This is a genomic window from bacterium, from assembly GCA_018812485.1.
Lineage (GTDB): Bacteria > JAHJDO01 > JAHJDO01 > JAHJDO01 > JAHJDO01 > JAHJDO01.
On the sequence record JAHJDO010000103.1, the window covers coordinates 16,923 to 39,065 of the forward strand.

The 22,143-nt window shown below is 37.5% G+C and carries 16 protein-coding genes; 8 read left to right on the top strand and 8 right to left on the bottom strand.

Annotated features, from left to right (window positions below):
- From KKC91_08380 to KKC91_08410, 7 genes are all read right to left on the bottom strand, one after another.
- Positions 1–828 carry an SDR family oxidoreductase gene (locus KKC91_08380; GenBank protein ID MBU0478568.1) on the bottom strand — a complete coding sequence of 276 codons (828 nt, stop codon included), beginning with the start codon at positions 826–828 and terminating at the stop codon, positions 1–3.
- A 17-nt stretch (positions 829–845) separates the two neighbouring features.
- Positions 846–1,967 carry a sugar phosphate isomerase/epimerase gene (locus KKC91_08385; protein MBU0478569.1) on the bottom strand — a complete coding sequence of 374 codons (1,122 nt, stop codon included), beginning with the start codon at positions 1,965–1,967 and terminating at the stop codon, positions 846–848.
- Positions 1,968–1,971: 4 nt separating this feature from the next.
- Entirely contained in the window at positions 1,972–4,968 is a 2,997-nt protein-coding gene (locus tag KKC91_08390; protein MBU0478570.1) for a hypothetical protein, read from the bottom strand.
- A 9-nt stretch (positions 4,969–4,977) separates the two neighbouring features.
- Positions 4,978–6,240 carry a dipeptidase gene (locus KKC91_08395; protein MBU0478571.1) on the bottom strand — a complete coding sequence of 421 codons (1,263 nt, stop codon included), beginning with the start codon at positions 6,238–6,240 and terminating at the stop codon, positions 4,978–4,980.
- A gap of 76 nt (positions 6,241–6,316) precedes the next feature.
- Positions 6,317–10,981, bottom strand: coding sequence for a beta-galactosidase (locus KKC91_08400; protein ID MBU0478572.1), 4,665 nt, complete (start codon positions 10,979–10,981; stop codon positions 6,317–6,319).
- A gap of 86 nt (positions 10,982–11,067) precedes the next feature.
- On the bottom strand, positions 11,068–11,721 hold the full coding sequence (locus tag KKC91_08405; GenBank protein MBU0478573.1) for a DUF1559 domain-containing protein: 654 nt from the start codon (positions 11,719–11,721) through the stop codon (positions 11,068–11,070).
- Positions 11,722–11,812: 91 nt separating this feature from the next.
- Positions 11,813–12,703, bottom strand: coding sequence for an AraC family transcriptional regulator (locus tag KKC91_08410; protein MBU0478574.1), 891 nt, complete (start codon positions 12,701–12,703; stop codon positions 11,813–11,815).
- Between the two features lie 218 nt (positions 12,704–12,921).
- Here KKC91_08410 and KKC91_08415 point away from each other — a divergent pair, with 218 nt between their 5' ends.
- The 8 genes from KKC91_08415 to gcvPB all read left to right on the top strand — a co-directional run bounded on the left by KKC91_08415 (position 12,922) and on the right by gcvPB (position 21,261).
- Positions 12,922–13,545 (top strand): phosphoribosylglycinamide formyltransferase, encoded by a 624-nt coding sequence (locus tag KKC91_08415; protein ID MBU0478575.1) that lies wholly within the window; start codon positions 12,922–12,924, stop codon positions 13,543–13,545.
- The gene (locus tag KKC91_08420) at positions 13,526–14,392 is read left to right on the top strand and encodes a prephenate dehydrogenase (GenBank protein ID MBU0478576.1); all 867 of its coding nucleotides are present in this window, start codon (positions 13,526–13,528) and stop codon (positions 14,390–14,392) included. The genes KKC91_08415 and KKC91_08420 overlap by 20 nt, the downstream gene beginning before the upstream one ends.
- 13 nt (positions 14,393–14,405) lie before the next feature.
- Positions 14,406–15,755: a 3-phosphoshikimate 1-carboxyvinyltransferase gene (aroA, locus tag KKC91_08425; protein ID MBU0478577.1), complete on the top strand. Its 1,350-nt coding sequence runs from the start codon at positions 14,406–14,408 to the stop codon at positions 15,753–15,755.
- On the top strand, positions 15,745–16,407 hold the full coding sequence (gene cmk, locus KKC91_08430) for a (d)CMP kinase (protein MBU0478578.1): 663 nt from the start codon (positions 15,745–15,747) through the stop codon (positions 16,405–16,407). Before aroA ends, cmk begins: the two co-directional genes overlap by 11 nt.
- A complete protein-coding gene (locus KKC91_08435; protein ID MBU0478579.1) occupies positions 16,404–17,012 on the top strand; it encodes a 1-acyl-sn-glycerol-3-phosphate acyltransferase in 609 nt (202 codons plus the stop codon). The genes cmk and KKC91_08435 overlap by 4 nt, the downstream gene beginning before the upstream one ends.
- A 73-nt stretch (positions 17,013–17,085) precedes the next feature.
- Positions 17,086–18,711: a 30S ribosomal protein S1 gene (locus KKC91_08440; protein ID MBU0478580.1), complete on the top strand. Its 1,626-nt coding sequence runs from the start codon at positions 17,086–17,088 to the stop codon at positions 18,709–18,711.
- Between the two features lie 42 nt (positions 18,712–18,753).
- Positions 18,754–19,668, top strand: a complete 915-nt coding sequence (locus KKC91_08445) for a prepilin peptidase (GenBank protein MBU0478581.1) — start codon at positions 18,754–18,756, stop codon at positions 19,666–19,668.
- Positions 19,669–19,800: 132 nt separating this feature from the next.
- Complete coding sequence (gcvPB, locus tag KKC91_08450; GenBank protein ID MBU0478582.1) at positions 19,801–21,261, top strand: aminomethyl-transferring glycine dehydrogenase subunit GcvPB; 1,461 nt, start codon at positions 19,801–19,803, stop codon at positions 21,259–21,261.
- On the opposite strand, the gene KKC91_08455 is transcribed toward gcvPB, so the two are convergent.
- Complete coding sequence (locus KKC91_08455) at positions 21,253–22,131, bottom strand: sugar phosphate isomerase/epimerase (GenBank protein ID MBU0478583.1); 879 nt, start codon at positions 22,129–22,131, stop codon at positions 21,253–21,255. The two genes, gcvPB and KKC91_08455, sit on opposite strands and share 9 nt — an antisense overlap.
- Between the last annotated feature and the right edge of the window lie 12 nt (positions 22,132–22,143).

Consider the following 22,143-nt stretch of genomic DNA (forward strand, 5'->3'; position numbering starts at 1 on the left):
TTATGCACGTGTTTTTCCTCCTGAAATATTATATGTCGTTCCAGTAATATAACTTGCTCTTTTAGAAGCTAAAAAACAGACTAAATCTGATACTTCTCTTAATTTTCCGACTTTTTCCAATGGAACAGAAACTTTTTTATATCCTTCTCTAAGCTGTTTTATTGTTATTCCTCTTGTGTAAGCAAGAGCTTTTTCATATTCAGGGTTTCTCAATGCTGTTTTTTCTAATATGCCTGGAGCAACTCCAATTACTCTTATCCCGTATCTTCCCAATTCTTTACCCCATGATCTTGTAAATGCATACAAAGCTGCCTTTGTAGCTGCATAGCAGCTTTGCCCTTCGGAGCCCTCTAATCCACATTCAGATGTTATGTTAATTATTGCTCCTTCAACTTGTTTTTTAATCATCTCTCTTACGACCGCTTGTGTGCATAAATAAACGCCCTTCTGGTTTATAGATATCATCCTGTCAAATTCATCTTCGTGAAGTTCATATTTTCCTTTGGGGTCATTAGGTGAGACAAGCAGTCTTGGAATATTAATTCCCGCATTGTTAACCAGAATATCTATTTTATTGTAAGCTTCAATAGTTTTTTTAACCATTCTTTCAACACTGGCTATTTTAGTAATGTCAGTTTGAATATATAAATATTTTTCATTCTCTCTGGATAATTGTGGTTGTTTAATAATATCTTCACTTTTTTCCATTATATCAGCTACAACAACGCTACAACCATTCTCAGCAAGTGCAATGGCTACTTCTCTACCAATACCTGATGCAGCGCCTGTTATAATTGCAATTTTATCTTCCAGATTGAGCCAAGACATTTTACTTGCCCTCCTTTTTAGGTTAGTATCCTTTTTACTACATCTATTGTTTTGCCTGCATCACCTGTTGCCTGAGCTTTCTTTAACTCATCTCGTCTGGCATAAATCATAAGAGCCTTTTTCATTACATTGGCAAACAGCTCTCTTGAGAGTGACATTGCTTTTACAGGGTTCATCCTGTAAGTGAACTGATCTTCACCGAACCATCCCTGATATCCTGTATCAATTGCTGCGTAACAGAAATCTGCAAGTCTCCAGTTATCTCCTGTTCCGGCAACTCTGTCCTCATCATTGGAATGCAATTTTGCGTTATTAACGTGGAAATTGACAACAGGTATGCCAAATTTTTTAGCTGTGTATAAATTATCTGCCGGCTCATTTCCATACATCTGCTCATGTCCGTAATCTATTGCAACACCCATGTTTTTTCCTCCGCAGGCAGAGTTGACACAGCCTGCAACAAGCATTGCCTTTGGAGTTGTTGATATGATCATATTGCCTTCTCTTGGCTCGTGAAGCTTTGCTTCAACTCCGAATTTTAATCCAAGTTTTTTTGCCTTTTTGTTTATCTCGATACATCCTTGTACAAATCTGTCAAGAAGCACGCCATAATCAGCCTGAAAGTTATAATCCCAACCGTCTGAACCAGGCCACAGAGCAACGCTTATACATCCGACTTCTTTTGCTATTTCAACTCCCTGAAGCGCTATTTTGAGAGCATCTTTTCTTACTGCTGAATTTGCATTTGTTATCCCGCCGAACTTCCACTTTGGATCAGTCCACAGGTTTGTATTCATATTTGTCGGCGTAATTTTATACTTCTTAAGCGCTTTTTTTACTTCATCTATGACTTTCTGGTCCTTTTTGTAATTTTTGTCTATAAAAACAGACTCGTGAAATTCTATTCCAGCTATTCCTGCTTCTGCTACTCTTTGTATTTGTGAAACGATATCACTTTTAAAATTTTCCTTATTACTGTTATATCCAAGAGGTGCAAACCTGTCGCAGAAGTCCCCTGCGCACCAATGCCCCGCAGCAAACTTTATCTCGTATGTTTCAAAGAACGCATCAAGCTTTTTTCCTTCAAGATATCCTTGAAATTTTGGGAGTTGCTTCAAGGTGTTTTTATCTACTTTCATTCTTTCAATCTCCTGTTTTGTTATATTCGATAATTTCTACTTTACCAAATATTCCATAAGATACAAACTTATATTTATCTGTCCATTTTTCTTCCTTGCAAAAATGTCCGGGACCTACTGATTTTAATTTACCTTTGTAGTGAAGCGGACCCAGCATATTTCTCAAGCTTCCAACAAGCTCAAGACCGATTTTGTTAGTGCCTCTCTTTAGAAGTTTTGTGATATCCAGTTCATACGGCTCCCAGCACAAAAGACCAGCTTGCCTGTTGTTTATCTTTATATTTATTATCGCTGCCTTATGCTTATTAATCTTGAGTATATATTTCCTGTTTTTTCTCTTATCAACAGATATATCCTGTTTGTACGTTATTGAACCCGGATAAAACGGAAAACCCTGTTCTACCCAATTACCTGTTTTGATTGTATTTTGTGATTTTTCAAGAACAAGATTATTCTTATTAACACTGAAATCTCCGACTATATAACAATTTTCCAGCTCAACATCCTGTCTGTATTTCTTTGTGACAAGCAAAACTTCGTTTTTCCCCTTTTTCAGATATTTGGCTACAGGGATTAATTTGAAACTTATGTCAATATACCACTCAGGGTTTTTATACATAACCTTTTTGTTATTAATAAAAATATCGAAGTTTTGTGGTTCTTCAATCAATAAATTGATGTTATTAGCAGAATCCAGATTTGACAAGAATTCAAATTTTAGAGAGACTTTTGCATTGTCTAAGTCTTTCATATTCTTGTATGCTTTCCAGAACTGAACGCCAGTGTTACTCTTTATCTCAGGCAATCCGAAGTGTTCTCTGATTTGTTCCTGAGCTTTCCATACAGGGAGGAGCATTCTGCTCCATTTTTTATCCTGTATTCTGTATCTACAGAAATCAAGTGTCAGAGCGTTCATATGAGACAACTCAATATTCCATTTATCCTTTGAAACTGCTACTTTTTGCGTCTCCATTTCCTTTCTTTCCACAGCTTTTGGTTTTTTCCCCGGATCCAATGAGAGAAGCAAAGAACCTGTTGAATATATATGATGTTTTGTTTCAGCATAGCCTTCTGTGTTCACTGTTTCGACTTCACAGATATCTCCAGTTTCAGAATCCCATTTTTCAAAAACACCTTTCCCTTTCATCTTTATCGTAAGATCAAGCCCCATTTTTCTGTTCGTATTAACTAAAAACAGAAATTTCTTTTTGTTTATTTCTCTGAGCTGATAGATAATGTCTTTTGTATCATCTTTCTTCTTACCTGAAATTTGAACTTCTTTTTCCATGACTTTATTGAGTGTTTTTTCTATTTTATGCTTATCGTTATTTATTATCAGGGCATTTTTCTTTAAAAATTCTGTTATCTCTTTATTTAAATTTCCGTCTATTCTATCCGGTAGTTTTCCTATAGTCAGGATTTTTCCGCCTTGCGCAGTAAAGTTTTTTAGCAGTTTAAATATATTACTATTCCAGGTGATAGAGCAGGGAATAATTACCACTTTGTATCCGACTTCTCCGATTATAAATTTCCCGTCTTTTGTTTTTCCGTGCTTTTCAATTACCATCTCATCCCCGTAATCATAATCCCTGTGAATCTCAAGAAGGATTTTTGAAAGATTCAGGAATTCTTCGTCTAATTCGTTCAATGCTTCGGTTCCTTTTGGATGATATACGCTCCATGCGCTTCCTATTGGATGAAGAACCAGAATATCCCTTACAGCTTTTCCCTGAGACAGAATAAAACTCAGTCTGCCATAATAATCCTCTACTTTCTTGTAATACTTCCACCATGGAGATTGATAATGGATTGAGGCAGGAAAATCTCTTTTTCTGCAGCCTTTCAGAGAGTACAAAGATAAGTGCTGGCATCTGAAGTTCACACCAAGCGCATACTGCCAGTCTCCAACCCATTTCTGACCTTCAAAGCTAAAATCCCAGCCTGTGCATCCGTAAAGTTCTGACAGGACTCTTTTACGCCCAAGTTGATTTGCGGCAGATGAACACTGTTTTACTGTAAGAATTTCCGATATTCTTTCTGTGAGAATATCTATCCCCGGCTGATGCATGTACATATAATGAGGCATTGCCGCTCCTATAGAGCTAATTTGGTGTTTTAAAGTTTGTTCTGCATTGTAATGCCCTGTTTGCTGAAGATTATGTTTTTCGCACCAGTTATAAATATTCTCAGAAAAGTTCTTGAGAAATAGTTCTGTTACGCATTTCCAATAATCGTATCGAACTTTTTTAAAATCGCCCGTTTCATATATTAAAGAGGGAAGTTTATCAATAATACTGTAATTGCATCTTGAGTTAAAATGTTCCGGAAGTTTATCTGTCCACGGCAATACAGCTTTTACTTCTTTGGGTTTGACTTTAGTGAAACTGGCCCAGTGATGATAATTCGGCTCATCAGTAAAAATGCCAGGTATTGCTCCGCCAAATTCTTTTCCTGTTTCTTTCAAATAAGCTTCATGTGTGCTTTTTATAAACGCATCAACTGCTTCTTTACTCATTGTGTCAAGATATGAAGCTCCGTTGTACCACGGGCTGTCAGGAGCATACTCAAAGGTTGCAACTAACAACTTGTTTTTGGCATTGGGTATGGCTTCTACCAATATCTTCTTTTTAATATTCTTAGCATCTTTCGAAGAAATTTCTCTAAAAACAACTCCTTTATTTCTATATTTCTTATTCTTTGATGTAACAATCCCGCCTGCCGCTCCGCTTGGCCAGCAGTCTTCGTCATAGAGCCATGCATTCATTTCTGTTTTTTTAGCCTCATCCACACATGCCTTTATCATCTTCATCCATTCTCGGGACAGGTATTCTGTAATAAGCCCAACCCTGGAGTGCATGAAAAACCCACCCATACCGGCTTTTTTCATCTCTCTTATCTGTCTTCTAAGTTCAGCTTGTTCCAGCTTATCATTCCAGCTCCAGAACGGCGCTCCCCGCCAATCTTTGCCTGGATTTTTAAATGTTTTTTGAATTTGGTTCATGATTTCTCCTCATTTTTCTGATAACACAGCACGAGCAACACGAAGTACATTACCGCCAATAATTTTTTGAATATCCCTATCCGAGTATCCACGTTGAACCAGTCCTACAGTAAAAAGAGGCCAGTTGGTCCATGCAAGACTCTGGCGCTGTTTTTCCTGTCTCCATTTTGGATCAAAAAGAGGATCATTTTCAGGCCAAAAATTTTCAAAGCGTGGATGTATTCTACGGCGTTTTGGAATTTTTGTCTTTTCTTTTTCAGAACTTTGTGATTTATAGCCTCTATCAGTCCCGATGGCAACATGATCCACACCAAACTTGCGAACTGCATATTCAATATGGTCCAATAATGCGTTAATGTCTCCATTCCTACCCAAAAATGCAGGTATACAGCAGATACCAATATAACCGCCAGTGTCAGCAATTGTGCGAATTACTTCATCCGGCTTTGCCCGGCAGTGTTTGTTAATTGTCAGGCATGTCGAATGACTGGCTACTACAGGACGATCAGAAACTTTAGCTGATTCCAGACTTGTCTGCCATCCGGAATGTGCAACATCAACAATCACACCTGTCCGGTTCATCTCATGTATCACAGCACGACCAAAATCACTTAACCCACTATTGCTTATTTCTGCACAGCCATCGCCAAGCATATTACGGCGATTATAGGTAAGATGCATCATCCTGCATCCCAATTGAAAGAAAATTTTAATATAGGGAAGCTCTTCTTCTACAGAATTCCATTGCTGCGTTAAAGGAACACCATTCAGGCTAAGATAAAAGCAATGACGTCCTTGTTTCTTTGTGAGGTCAATATCATCCGGAACAGTTGCTCTGTTTAGGAAATTACTCATCATGTCAGTAACATGAGTAAAACGTGCGAATCGCTTTATAAGCCGTAAAGGCGATGGTCCTTCCGCACCTGCATTCTGAAAAACACAGGTTACTCCGGATGCCTCCCATGCTTCTTTGAATTCCTTCTGCTCGGTTTTATCAACTAAATGTTGCATCATATTCATCTCTTCCATCAAGTCCACTAGTTCTATGTTAGACGCTCCTTCCTCAATAGCCTTACAAATAGCATCTCCGTCAACCGCAGAACTAGGAGCAAATCCATAGGAATCGCAGACAATGGAGTTTCGATGAAGTTCAAGTCCATGCTCTAGGTCTTTTTTAGATGGCTTAAGAATGCTAAGAGCTATTTGTCTTTTTTTATTTATTTTATTATTCATTAGTTTATTGCCCTCTCCAACTGTTAGCTTTTTTCTCATTACTTTTTATAACTAAATCATTGCTATTTTCTGTTCTACCAAATTTCGTGTGGCAGTGTAAAATACTTCCTATTTTTTATCCATCGCTAGGACGGCGAAGTAAGTAAAGCACAGTAGAACAAGGTGGGATATTAACCGTGAAGGAGGAAATTTCCTTGCCAATAACTTTCTGAGCAAAAGCGTCGTACACATCCATAGGTTGGGGGAGAGAAATTATTTTCTTTCCTCCTTCCTTGGTGTGAATCGAGAGCATAGATTTATTGGCATAGATGATGTCATTCTTAGTGTCCAGATATCGATGCACCCCAGCATACTCAAAGATGTTCTGAAGGACGTCCCGAGATACGAAAGGAATGGATATATATATTGAGGTCCATCCTTTAAAATTTTTAAGGCAGAAAGCTGGTAATTTTTTACTCTTAAAAGGTTGCAATCCTAATACAGTTACTGTAGGGTCATCAACATAAAAAACAGGACCTTCTATTAATAACTCTTTACCAAAACAGGCAATCTCTTCCTTCTTGGTCCCTCCCGAAAAGGTCTCCAAATCCTTCAAAGAGAGGTCATAATCTTTCCTCAAATTTATGTCCAGGAATAGTCTTAGGTAGTGAAGAGGAAAGGTAATCTCTTCAGGTTTAATAGGAGAATCTGGATGATACATACAGTAGTAGTCATCTTTGGCAAACATTACTTGCTGCCATTTCCCAGGAAGAACAATCTGAGGCCGAACACTCCAGAGTGTCTGCTTTCCATCCCATAAATGCATCTGTAGACCAAAACTACTTGCCGCGGAATTTTTTACCCACATTCCTATAAAATCAAATTTCTTTATCCTTTCAGCAAAGATATTAGTGTCTACATAGTTCTTGAATATATTGGTAGGTGTGTAGCCACCTTGACCTCCGTGGAATTTCCATCTCATTACATTATTCTCTGCCTTCAAGGTATGATTCAAAAGTTTAAGTGATTTGTGACTCCATTTATCTACATCGGTAAGTTCAGATAAGGAAGTGATTTTGCTAATGTTGGTTGGGAGTGTTCTTTTGATAGTGGGCAAACCCTGTGTCAAGGAATGAGATGCGGATATCTCTATTACCTGTGGAGCTTTTTCTCTGATAGATTTTACCTTCATACCTATCAAGCTAGAAATATTCTCATCAGATGCGCCTTCTTCATCAATGAAGCCAGGGGCATAAAGCCAGAGAATTACTTTATCATTTCTCTTAGTTACCTTCTCTATGCATAGGCGCTGTTCCTGGGTGAGGACGAAGCAATTAAGAAATATATAGACCTTATAATCCGGCAATTCCTTCTTTCCCAGGTCATTGAGGAGAATTACATCAAACGGAATTCCGCATTTAAATAATTCACTATGAATTTCAGTTGTCAAAATAGAAGTAAATGTTCTCGGATACTGTCCGTGTTCTAAATAATAAAGACTTTCTAAGTCATAAATTAAGGCTACTTCGCTCACTGAACCTCTATTTAATTCTAAGCTTTCCTGGGCAATCTCCTGCATCCTGGCTATATTCTCCATAATAATGGGGTCATCATACCAGCCTCCCCTTGGCTCTCTGCCAAAATCAGCCCACATGAATGCTACTCCCCAAGCCAGGCTGTGGCAGAACTGCCGGCGAATCTTGGCTATGGACTCAGTAAGATTGGCGGCCCAGCAGAAATCCTTAGACGCAATATGAGTTCTAATATCTGCGTCTTGGATAGATAGTTTTCCATGTAATCTCATACTCTCAACACTATGCCTTAACTGTCCATCGCCACCCATCATCCGTTTCTTATATACAGATGGAGAAATGAAGTAATCCACCAGTGGGGAAGAAAGGACTTTTTCTTGAGCACCATGCCCGAATTCAGGTGGGTACATGCACATCCCAAAAAGATAGCCATAATAGACTCCATAGAGCACGCGCTGGTTAGTTTCTTCCTTAACAATTTTCCCAAAATAAAGAATGTCTTCGGCAATTACTTCATCATGGCAATGATAGTAATCAAGAACCTTGCACTCTTTATGAGGATCCTTGAAGACGAGAAGAGAATTAGTCAGTCTCTCTTTCTTGTCGGGAATGGTGGCATTTTCAAAATTAACTGCAGGGTCTCCCCATGCTTTTTTTAAGAGAGATACACTTCCATACTTTTTTCTGAGCCATTCCCGGAATTTTTGGGTCATTGCTTTCCCTGTATCGGGCATATCCCATCGTTGTCCATAATAATACCACTCTGAAGTACCGCCATAGCGTGTTTCACAGCTAATTATCCTTTTGCCCCACTGTGTTCCTTCCAGATGTTTTATCCAATCTCTCAATACCTGACCAACTTCCTCTCTCCACACTTTCGAGGCAAGAGATGCTCTCTTTGCTCTGCCTGACTCATCAGCGGCAGGAACCACGGGTCCGGTAGCGTATCCTATCCATTCATCAGGGTGTTTATCCATCCACCAATCAGGAGGCTCCAGTGAAAGAGAAAATAGAATGAAGGCTTGGGGATCAATGCTTATTATTCTTCTCATCTCGTTATCCGAAGCGGTAAAATCATACTCCCCTGGAGAAAGCCATGTTTTTTTAAGGATAACAATTAGTTCATATATATGCACACCTGCTTTCTTAAAATTTTCAATCTGTCTTTCTCCGCAAGAGCTAAAGGGGCCTGAGTATGGGTTAAGGTAATATATGGCTGGATAGGGCTTCTCATTAATGATAAAAGCAGGGAAACCTCTTGAGAGATCAATTCTGCAGGAAGCCTTCTTTTCCTTATTCAAAAAATTTAGGGGCCCAATCAATTTTTCTTTTGCCATTCTCCTTTGAGCAAGTTCATGAGTATCTGCAAAGAGTTGATTGTCGAATCTATCAGCCCAGGGAGCCGAGAAAGCATCCCCTATAATATAACCTTTTTTCCATGAGGAATCATCAAAAGAGGAGGTCATCCATGATTTATCAATTTTTTTACTAACTTTCCAGCTCGAATCCGAGAAAAGAAATTGTTTATCTCCTGAGGAAAGTTCGAGAATTCCCTTTAACATGAGAGCAGCCATTGAGCCCTCATTATATGCCTCGACTGCTATTATATTAGTGCCCTCTTTAAGAGAATGGCTAATATCGTATTTCATTACCTTCTGCCAATCATCACTCTTCCCTATCTCTTTACCATTTACATATAAATTGAAAGCGTTGTCAGCAGTTATCCAGAGAGAAGAGGACTTTACCGGATGTATAATCTTGAAACTTTTCCTGAAGTACCGCCATTGCTTGCGGCAACTCAGTGATGGGTCCTCAGGATACCATATCCATCTTGCCTTGGTAAGAAGCGGTTTTTCCTTCACTTTCTCTAAAGGGAAAAAAGTGCGGACTACATTGGAGATTTCAACCTCATCGATAATACCATTGAATGGCTCACGTGAATCACTACCAGCGCCAATAGTCACATTCGTCACGTTGGCAGCAATCTTATAGTCACTCAGATTCCTCAGGATTGTCGATTTAACACACAAACCATTTATGTAAAGATTCACCGCTCTCGTTTCAGAATCATAGGTTCCCGCAATATGGTACCACCGATCAGCAATAAGAATAGAGTCTGAAGCAATTACCTCCTTGATATTTCCAAGATTCAATTCCATCAGGAATTGATCTCCATTTACCAAAAGCCGGTAACTATCTAACTTAGAGATTATCCGCTGATTTACAAAGCGTCGTTCCTTAATACATATCCAGGCTTGGAGAGTAATTTTATCTGTGATGTTCAGACCAGAAGACCAAGGCATTTTAATGTAGTCATCTACACCATCAAAGAGCAGTCCACCATTTAACTTACCTGTAGTCCAGTTAGCACCGTTAATCATCCCATGATTGGCATAAGCACTACTATCTGAAGCTTTATCTCCGCTTCCCTCATCTAAATGTAGCAACACTGCATCCTCATCGAGTTTAACAGTAAAAAAGGCACGAACAGTATTCGAAATCCTGACTTCATCTATCATTCCATCGAAAAAACATGAACCACCAAACCTGGTTCTTGCTCCTATGGCTAAATCCCAATTAGCTTGTGCTGGTGCATGGTCCCAATTTAAACTCTTAAGCAACGCTCCATCTAAATAAATCTTTAATTGCTTTCCAGTCCAAACACCAGCCACATGATGCCAACGATTATCCCTCAAGTCTGGACCTCCTGTCACTCCGCCACAGGTATCCAGACCAGACATTATGTTAAATCTTATAACACCATTATAAAGAGATAAAGTATAGCCCCGGGTACCGGCTGGACTATAAATACCTGGAGTTGTTGAAATATAATCATATTTATCTACAATCATATTACGTTCAGCAACCCCTCTTGCCTTAATCCATGCTTCTATGGTGAATGGCTCCTGTAAATCAAGAGCAGACTCAGCGGCACTGTCATCAATCCTCACAAAACTTGAGGTGCCATTAAATTCTAACCCATTTCCAAATTTACCTTCAATCCAACTTGGTTGGGTCGTACCCTCCGTTGTTCCATTAAAGCTATTAGCACTTGGGTCATGCACCGTGTTCCCACCTCCCTCATCCATATGTAAAAGTAGAACTGTATTCTTATCAATTTCAAAGGGTTTTGGTCCGATGTCTTTTATTGGTTCCTGCTCAGTTTCTTTTATAGTAGCCCCCTTAAACGGGTTTACATCATCTGCCATTATTGTACCAACCTGACCAAAAATAAAAACTGCCATCAAAAAATACTTTAACCTTTTCATAGATAATTCTCCTTTTTTTCTGTATATTTTTACTCATCATTACATAATTTACAGCATTTTTTAGCAAAGGTTGCATTTTAGATGATTCAATACGTGGGTAATGTCATGGCAGCGGTAACCTTATCATGAAGCATCCACTCTACATGGCCATCAGAGAAGAGAAGATTTAGCCCCCCAGAATGATAGTCTCCGAGTCTTCCGAGGGAAGCACTATCAGTACCTGCATATCCACAGGTGCCAGGTTTCATACGAGGATCAAAGGAGGTGAAGTCACCAAAAGACTGTATTGAATCAGCTATAACCCATTTATTAGTAGGATTTTTAACGTGATTTTCTTTTACATAATTGAAAACACCTCCTGTATATATCCCAAAATTGAGGTTGTAGGTATAGGTAAAACTTCCGGCACCAGCCCAATTCGCACTTGGACAACGCCTAACCCCCTCTATTTGAGAACCTATATAGGGAGCCAATGGGCCATCAGAGAAAAACCAGTAGTGAAAGTCAGGTCCTCCATTTCCTATGGGGAAATATCCATCGTAGTCATCTATGTACATTGTAACAGCCAAGCCCCATTGCCTCAGGTTAGAGATGCATTTTATCCTTCTAGCCATTTCCCTTGCTCCAGTAAGCGCAGGCAAAAGCAGTGATGCAAGCAGAGCAATAATAGCTATTACGACCAAAAGCTCAATAAGCGTAAATCCGACACTCTCAAACTTATCCCTCATCCATTTCATCATAATTTGTTTCCTCCTCTTTTGGAGAACAATTGTAGCATATAGCAAATAGTTTTAACAAACTATAAGGATTTTAAGAAAAACTAGGAGGATTTTAGGATTTTCTGTATTCACTGGGGGAGGTTTTGATAAGCTCTTTGAACATCCTGGCAAAGTAACTGGAATCATGAAAACCTACTTCAAAACATACATCCGTGACGGATTTATCAGTATTTGAAAGTAAGTCACACGCTTTTTGTATGCGATAATTTGTTACATATTCCATTGGGGTCATGCCGCTTATGTCTTTAAATACCTTGCAGAAATAGTTTGTCTGCAAATAGCCAATATCAGCCAGATCCTTCAGGTGGATATCCTTATCGTAATTGTCTTCAACATATCTTATGACCCTGAAACAAGTTTCCCTTTTTGTGGATATGTCTTTATCAATGTTTTTCTGTTTCTGGTAGTCTGAATAAAACCTGCAGACATTTACTATAAGTTCAAATATATATGCCTTAATCAAAATATTATATCCTTCAGGTTCTTTTTCTATTTCATTCACTGTCTTATTCAATATAGCTTCTACAAATTTAGATTGTTCGCTGGTAAGATGAAGTTTATATTTAAAATCTGTTTCTTTTCTATAAAAGGGCTCTATATAGAATAAGTCGTTAAAACTGTCTATATCTTTAAGCTTGCTTCTAATTTCCTTTTTAAATACAGCTGAGTCTATCAGGATGTTCACTAACTCTAAATTATCTGCATTCTTATAACCATGCGCTTGTTCAGGAGTAATTACAAAAAAATCGCCCACTGTGACAGGAAATTCTGCGTTTTTTGATTTTTTATTTTCGCCTTGCATCTGAATAACATTAATCCCCTTTCCTCTTAATATGTAAACCAGTTCTATAAAGTCATGTGTATGTAATTCAAGATCTAACTGCTCAAGTTTAAAAACATATATCTCTAGGTCTTTTTTAAAACGCTTTTTTGATGATTTCATGATGGTTTTTTATTTATACAATATAAATACTAACACATTTTGAACAAATTTAAAAATTTTTACTCAGTGCTCCCTATTATTGACATTTATTTTGCTAGTATCAATATCTATCAAAACTATTCTATAAGGAGGGGAGTAAATGGCTTTATTATTTTACATTACCTAGACAGCGCATCATTTGATTTATTATACTCCATGAGATATAATCAAAAACCATGATGGAAAAAGCGAAATTAGGGGTTTTGGTATCAGGCAGAGGATCCAATCTTCAGTCTATTATTGATAATATTGGAAAAGGGAAATTGAATGCGGAAATAGCTGTTGTTATAAGTGATGTAAAGAATGCCTATGCTCTGGAAAGGGCAAGGAAATATAATATAAAAACATGTTTTGTCAATCCCAAAGATTTTAAAAACCGCGGCGGATTTTTTGATGAAATAGCAAAAACTCTGGAAGAAAACAATGTCGAATATGTGATTCTTGCAGGATTTATGAGAATAATTCCTTTATCACTAATAAATGTATATAAAAATAAAATGTTGAATATTCATCCTGCGCTGCTTCCTTCTTTTCCAGGGTTGGGCGTGCAGAAAAAAGCACTGGAATATGGAGTGAAATATTCTGGCTGTACAGTGCATTTTGTTGATGAAGGATGTGATACAGGGCCCATAGTTCTTCAGGCAGTTGTTCCTGTGCTTGAGGATGATACTGAGGAAACTCTATCTCAGCGTATCCTTAAAGAAGAACACAGAATTTATCCGGAGGCTATTGATAGGGTTATAAATGGTAAGGTAAAGATTGTGGGGAGAAGGGTAGAAAGTTATGAAAAAGAAACTATTTAACAAAGTTTGCATATTTGGTGTTGGACTTATTGGCGGTTCTATCGGTATGGCGATTAAAAAGGATGGATTAGCTGATGAAGTTATCGGTATTGGCAGAAATATTGCAAAACTTGAAAAAGCTGTTTTAGCGGGAGCAGTTGATAGGGTTACGACTGATTATATAGCAGAGGTTAGGGATGCGGATCTGGTAATTCTGTCAATGCATATAAAATCCTCTATTGAAGCTGCAAAAAAAATAGCACCTTTTTTAAAAAAAGACGCAGTAGTTACTGACGTAGAAAGCACAAAAGAACTGTTTTGTAAGAAGATACAGGAGATACTGCCTGATGGAATACATTTTGTTGGTGCTCATCCAATAGCTGGCTTGGAAAGACACGGTGTTGATGTTGCAACCAATAGATTATTTGATGGAACAGTATGTATAATTACAAAAACCTCAAAAACAAATAAAGATGCGCTCCTAAAAGTTAAAAAGCTATGGAACAAAATAGGAGCCAGTGTTGTATTTTTCTCTCCAAGTCAACATGATAAGCTGGTTGCTCTTACAAGTCATCTGCCTCATATAGCAGCTGTATCACTTGTTAATGCTCTGGGCAAAACAGAGACGGTAGATAAAGATTTAAAACTTGTCATTGGAAAAGGGTTTAAAGACACAACCAGAATTGCTTCAAGTTCTCCAGAGATGTGGCAGGAGATATGTATAACAAATAAAAAGAATATCTTAGATGCTTTATCGAGATTCCAAAGAGAACTGGATAAGATATACAAATTAATAAACAAATCTGACAGAGAAGGACTGACTAAAGAGCTTGAAAAAGCAAAATCTCTCAGAACTAGTTTGAAGTAAAAAGATAGGATTTATGTACTCAGCAATAGTAAAACCCGTAAATAAATTATCCGGTACCATTTATGTTCCCGGAGATAAATCAATTTCTCACAGAGCAGTTATTCTTGGCTCTCTGGCAAAGGGAACAACAAGAATAACAGGGTTCCTTGAAAGCGAAGATTGCATGAGAACAGTCGAAATCTTCAGGCAGCTGGGTGTTGATATAGCTGTATCCGGAAAAAACGAAGTAGTGATAACCTCGAAAGGTCTTCATGGACTAAAAGAGCCCAAGGAGGATTTATATGCAGGTAACTCCGGAACAACAATGAGACTTATGCTTGGAGTTCTGGCAGGTCAGAAGTTTACTTCAAGAATTACAGGGGATGATTCTCTTTGCAAAAGGCCTATGAGAAGAGTTACAGATCCTCTCAGGAAAATGGGTGCCAAGATCACAGGTAAAGTTAAAAATTATGACGAATATGCTCCTTTTGTTGTTTCAGGAGGAGACCTTTTGGGGAGAGAACATAAATCAGTTTTAGTTGCAAGCGCACAGGTAAAATCTGCAATTCTTTTAGCAGGTTTATATGCAAACGAAGAGACATCTGTCATTGAGCCTTTTAAATCAAGAGATCATACAGAGAGGATGCTTGAATATCTTGGTGCGGATTTAAAAGTAGAGGGGAATAAAGTGTCAATAAAGGGAAGGGGACATTTAGTATCTAAGGATATAGTTATTCCCGGAGACATTTCTTCTGCCGCATTTTTTATTGTAGCTACTTCATGTTTAAAGGGCTCAGAAATTGTAATTAGAAATGTGGGAGTAAATCCTACCCGAACAGGTATAATTGATGTGATGAGAAGAATGGGCGCAGATATAGAATTAAGAAACGAAAAGACAATTTCAGGAGAACCTCGTGCAGATATTCTTGTTAAAAGCAGCAAACTTAAGGGAATTACTATTGAACCGGATCAAATTCCAAGAATAATTGATGAAATTCCAATAATTGCAGTTGCTGCCGCTAGAGCGCGTGGAGAAACTGTAATCAAAGGAGTCTCTGAATTGAAAGTTAAAGAAAGTAACAGGCTAATGGCAATTCATGACCTATTTCACTACTTTGAAATGAAGCTCAATGATTGCAGTTCTAAAAGATTGGTTATTCCAGGAGAGCAAGATATGAAACCTCAAACCTTTTCCGGAGCCGTATGTAACAGTCTTGGTGACCATAGAATAGCTATGACTGGAATTATTATGGGTCTTATGGCAAAGGGGAAAACGGAAAAAGCAAAGATATTTGATACAGATTGTATTAATACGTCTTTTCCTAATTTTATAGAAATATTAAAAAAAATGATTCCTGAAGGAACGATTAAAGTTGAGAAATAAGCTAACTATAGCTATTGATGGGCCTGCTGGTTCAGGCAAAAGCAGCGTTTCAAAGATTATTGCAAAAAGATTGGGACTTTTGTATGTAGATACAGGAGCTATGTACAGAGCGCTCACACTTAAGGCTATGGAAAATGGCATTAATATAAAAAAAGAGATGGCATTGGTAGAGCTTACACGTAATACAAAAATTGAGCTAATTCATCAGGAAGAGGGGACTGTTGTTTTACTTGATGGACAAGATGTAACAGAAAAAATAAGAGGTACTGATGTAACAAATAATGTCTTTTATCTTGCCAGAGCAGAAGGAGTAAGAGAGTGCATGAAGAGGTTGCAGAGGAAAATTGCAGAAAAAGGCGATGTTGTAATGGAAGGACGAGATATCACAACTGTTATATTGCCTGATGCAGACTATAAGTTTTATCTGGATGCTTCTTTTGAGGAGCGTGTGAAAAGGCGCAGGAAAGAGTTAGAACAAAATGGCCAGCAAATTGTGGAATCAGAACTCTCAAAAGATATAAAAATGCGAGACAAAAAAGATTTGACAAGAAAAATAGCACCTTTAATAAAAGCAGAGGATGCTATTGTTATTGACTCAACAGGAATGAGTTTGGAAGAAGAAGCAGAAACAGTCATATCCTATATAAAATGATATATACAGTAGCTAAATTAATTTCATATATTTTCTGTAAGATTTATTTCAGATTAGAAATAAAAGGCACTGATAATATCCCTAAAAAAGGGGGGGTGTTAGTGGCTTCAAATCATAGCAGTTTCCTTGACCCTGTTATTGTAGGTGTTGGAATATCCAGAGCAACTTATTACCTTACAAAACAAAACTTGTTTAAGATTCCTATATTTGGATTGCTAATCAAATCCTTGCATACTATCCCAGTAAGGCGTGAGCAGGTAAGCATTTCTACATTTAAAGAATTAATTAGATCCCTACACTCTAAAAAAGCTGTCATTCTATTTCCTGAAGGGACAAGAAGTATAGATGGGAAACTAGGCCAAGGAAAGATTGGTATAGGCATGCTTGCTTTAAAAGCAAATGTTCCCATTGTCCCTGCATATATAGATGGAGCGACAAAGGCTTTCCCTAAATATGGTAAATGGATACATCCAAAGAGGATTAGAGTTATCTTTGGCAAGCCAATTATGCCTAATAGTAAAGACTCAAATAAGAATGACTATCGAAGAATAAGCGCTCAAGTAATGGAGTCTATAAATAATTTAAAAGAAAATATTACTTGCTAATAGGGAAACAGTCTGCTATTTTGTAGAAACAATTTTTGGGAAATTTTGAGAAAATAAGGAGGATTTTGGTTTGATGCAAAAGACTAATGGAGATTTGGAAGCATTATATGAGCAGAGTTTTAAAAATATTAAAAAGGGGGATGTTGTAAAGGGAACAATTATTGAAATAGGACGGAATGAGGTAATAGTGGATATAGGGTATAAGTCTGAAGGAGTAATCCGCATTGACGAGTTTAAGGATGCATCTAAGCTAAAGGTTGGAGATGAGATTGAAGTTTTACTTGAGAAAATTGAGGATGAATCAGGCTCAGTAGTTTTATCAAAAGAAAAGGCTGGACAAATGAAGTTTTGGAACGAGATCGTGGCAGCGTTTTCAGAAGAAAAAAGTGTTATGGGCAAACTGCTAAAAAGGATAAAAGGTGGGTTTTCTGTGGATATCGGAGTTGAGGGATTCTTGCCTACCTCACAGTCGGATATCAAGATAATTGCTGGTTTTGAAAATATGCTTAATAAAAATTTAGAGTTTAAGATTATAAAATTGAATAAAATGCGTAGAAATGTTGTGCTTTCTCGTAAAGAATTGTTTAAAAAGACACAAGTAGAGGATAGAGAAAAACTTTTTGAAGATCTAAAGGAAGGACAGATTAGAAAAGGATTCATTAAAAATATAACAGATTTTGGAGCATTTATTGACCTTGGAGGAATTGATGGATTACTTCATATAACAGATATATCATGGGGACGCATATCGCATCCTTCAGATGTGCTTTCTCTTGGACAGGAGATAGAAGTTATGATTTTATCAATTGATAAAGAAAAGAATAGAGTATCTCTTGGTCTAAAGCAAAAAACTACCAATCCATGGTTAGACATAGATAAAAAATATCCTATTGGTTCAAAGGTTAAGGGAAAAGTAGTGAATATTACTGCTTATGGGGCTTTTGTTGAATTGGAAGAAGGGATAGAGGGCTTAATGCATATATCTCAGATGTCATGGACTAAAAAAATTATGCATCCCTCTGAGGTTGTAAATATGGGAGATGCAGTAGAAGCCATTGTTTTAAGTCTTGAAAAGGGAGAGGAAAAAATCTCTTTAGGGATAAAACAGTTAGAAGCAAATCCATGGGAAAAGGCAGAAGAAAAGTATCCTGTTGGAGCAAAGATTAAAGGCATAATTAGAAACATAACTGATTACGGCGTGTTTGTTGAAATAGAAGAAGGGATAGATGGTCTAGTACATATCTCAGATTTATCATGGTCTACGAGAGCAAATGATCCGTCGAAAATGTTTAAGAAAGATGATGAGATGGAAGTTGTTGTGTTATCGATAGACTCTGATAATAGGAAAATATCCCTAGGCGTAAAACAGCTTACGTCTGATCCTTGGGAAGAGTTATCTGATAAATATAAAGATGAAATGGACGTAGAGTGTGGGGTGATAAAGATAACTAAGTTTGGAATTTTTGTTGAGCTTGAGCAGGGAGTAGAAGGTTTGATTCACGTTTCAGAACTGTCGGAAGGAGAAAATTTAGAGAAGAAATATGAAATTGGCACGAAAATCACTGCTAGAATAGTTAAAATTGATTTACAAGGACGGAAAATAAGTCTAAGTATAAAAGAGTCTGGCAATAAGCAGAAAAAAGAAAAAATAAAACCCGAAGATACCAGAACTAAAAAAGAAGAAGTTAAAAGCGAATAAACATAACAGTTTAGCTCCCGGAAGCCCTGAAAATTCTTTTGAATGATGATAATTTTTTTTGTCCTAATATTTAGTTTATGTATAGGCAGTTTTTTAAATGTATGTATTTATCGAATCCCCAGGCAAAAGTCTATAGTATCTCCTCCATCTCTATGTCCAGGATGCAGTAAGAGCATAAAATGGTTCGATAATATTCCATTAATAAGCTATATTCTCCTTAGAGGCAGGTGCAGGGTTTGTAAGGAGAGAATATCTGCGCAGTATTTTATTGTTGAGCTTCTTACAGGAGTGCTATTACTGTTACTGTATTTTAAATTCGGCATTAGTATCAAGTTCTTTGTATATTCACTTCTTTTTGCAGTATTTATAGTTGTTTCTTTTATAGATATTGAGTGGATGCTTATTCCTGATTTCTTTTCTCTTTTTGGAATTGCATTCGCGCTTTTAGTAAGCTTCCTTTATCCTCCACTAATGAATTCAGCATCAAATCTCGAAGCTTTCCTAAGATCCTTAGGAGGGGCTTTATTTGGTGGATTAAGTCTTACATGTGTTGCTTTTTTCGGCTGGTTTATTTTTAAAAAGGAAGCAATGGGAGGAGGGGATATCAAGTTAATAGCAATGATAGGAGCATTTATTGGATGGCAATATACTTTAATGACTCTTTTTATATCATTTCTTGCAGGTGCATTTTTTGGAGTAAGCTTTCTCATTATAGTAGCGATAGAAAGAGTAGGTGCAACACTTAAAAGAATAAAAAGAAAGAGCAGGGGACTCACAAAAAGGCAACTTTATTTCATAATTCCCGCTAAAAGCTTGATTTATCAGTTGAATCGTAGAAGAGGAACTGCGATACCATTTGGTCCATATATTGTCCTTGGAGCAATTTTATCTATATTATATGGAGACAAGCTTCTTAACATTTATCCCATTATTCTCCAGAAGATATGGGGGATGTAGGAAAAGTAATTGGTAAATAGTGAATGGATACAGGCTGTATGTTGAGCCGACCAGCTCTAGTGCGTCGTAAGCGAGACAGGAGAGTGTTTGCTAGTAGGTGAGGCATGCGGATTGTGTCCATCTGGGAGAAGTTTGGTGAATATTTGCGAAAAATTAATATTTGAACTTGGGAAAGAAGGAAGAAGAGCCTACACTTTGCCGCTGTGTGATGTAATTGAGCAGAATGTTTCTGAACTAGTTCCCAGAAAGTTCATTAGGAAGAAAGACGCTAACTTGCCGCAGCTTACAGAGTTAGAAGTTATAAGACATTTTACAATGCTTTCGAAGAATAATTTTAGTGTTGATTCTGAACTGTATCCGTTGGGTTCTTGTACAATGAAATATAATCCAAAAATCAATGAAGAATTGGCAGAGTCTATAGATTTCAGGGGTGTTCATCCTTTTGCCTCAGAAGAGTTATCTCAGGGAGCATTACACATTCTCTATCATATGGACAAATTCCTTTCAGAGATTGGCGGTATGGCAAAAACATGTATGCAACCAGCGGCTGGCGCGCATGGTGAGCTTACAGCAATGATGATGATAAAGGCATATTTTAAGGGTAAAAAAGAAAACAGGTTTAAAGTAGTGGTTCCAGACTCGGCACATGGAACAAATCCTGCCAGCGCTGCATTATGTGGTTATGAAGTAGTTGAGGTTAAATCCGATAATAGGGGAAATATTGATGTAGAATCCTTAAGGGATGTTGTTGACGAGAGCGTTGCCTGTCTTATGTTAACTAATCCGAACACATTAGGCCTGTTTGAAGAGCATATTCTAGAGGTGTCTGAGATTATGCATTCAAAAGGCGGCCTTTTATATTATGATGGTGCAAACATGAACGCAATACTCGGTATTGTGCGGCCAGGTGACATGGGGTTTGATATAATGCACTATAATCTTCATAAAACCTTTTCAACACCTCATGGTGGCGGTGGTCCAGGATCAGGTCCAATATCATGTAAGGAACACCTGAAGCCGTATTTACCAGTACCTCTAATAGAGAAAAACAAGGAGCATAATTACTACTTTGAGTATAATTGTCCAAGATCAATAGGTAGGGTACACGCATTCTATGGTAATTTTTTAGTAATATTGAAGGCATATGTATATATCAGAATGCTTGGACCAGATGGTCTTAGAAATGTTAGTGAGAATGCTGTGCTTAATGCAAATTATTTGTTAACTAAATTGAAGAATTATTTTGATGTATCGTATGACAGGAATTGCATGCATGAATTTGTTTTATCAGCACAACGGTTTAGGAAAAAAGGAGTAAGAGCACTGGATATTGCAAAACGGCTCTTGGATTATGGCATACATCCTCCAACAGTGTATTTCCCTTTAATTGTGTACGAGGCATTAATTATAGAGCCAACAGAAACAGAGACAAAAGAAACATTAGATGAATTCATAGATGTAATGATCAAAATAGCGCAAGAGATAGAAAACACTCCAGAAAAGGTTACAAATGCACCGCATAAGACTTCTTTATCAAGACTAGATGAGGTTGAAGCTGCGAGACATCCTGACTTACAATGGTCATCAGAGTGATTTATTAATTTCTTCTCTCATTTTTATAAAATTCTGAGCTGTTTTGGATAAAACCTCTTCGGGAGAAAGATTTGTTTTCAGTTGCTCCAGAGAGAAAAATCCATCAAAATTATCCTCAACCATTATTTGCATCAGTTCCTTTATTGGCATATCTCCTTCTCCAAGATGCGCATATTCCCAGTTCTTATACATATCAGGTGCATGGAATTCATGCTTTTTCATCGGAAATGGATTCCCTTCACCAATATATTTGGCATCTCTTGTATGCAAATGGGTTATTTTCCCTTTTATTATTGGATAAACTTCACGAGGCACATCCCCATTTGTTATAGAGTGCGTAAAGTCCCAGTTGATTGAGAGACCAGGTGCATCGGCTCTCTGGAGAATCTCATTAGCATTCTTCACCCTGCAAATATCATCATGTGTCTCAAGAGAAAGTGTGGTTCCGTATTCTGTAGCGAATTTTCCGCATTCCTTTATCCCCTTTGCAATTTTATCAAAGAACCTATCTCTGTTCTCTATCTTTGGTTCAGGAATAGTTCCTCCAAATACTCTGAGAAGTTTGATTCCGAGGTCTGATGCCAGAATGATATGCTGTTTGCAGTTTTCAATATTTCTGCGGTATTCAGCGTCATCTGGAGAAGAATACTGAACAGAAGTAGCAAGGCAGCTTAAAATTATACCGCTATCTTCGCACTTTGTCTTTACCTGTTCACGCTCGGATTTTGTGAGACTTAGCTCAATACCATGTTTATGGTTACTCTCTACCCTTGGCTCAAAGCCGTCAAAACCGTATTCTTTTGCTTTTGCAAGGATTGTATCTAAATCCCATTCTTTACAGCTAAAACTCATAAAACTACTTTTTAACATTTGTTTTTCTCC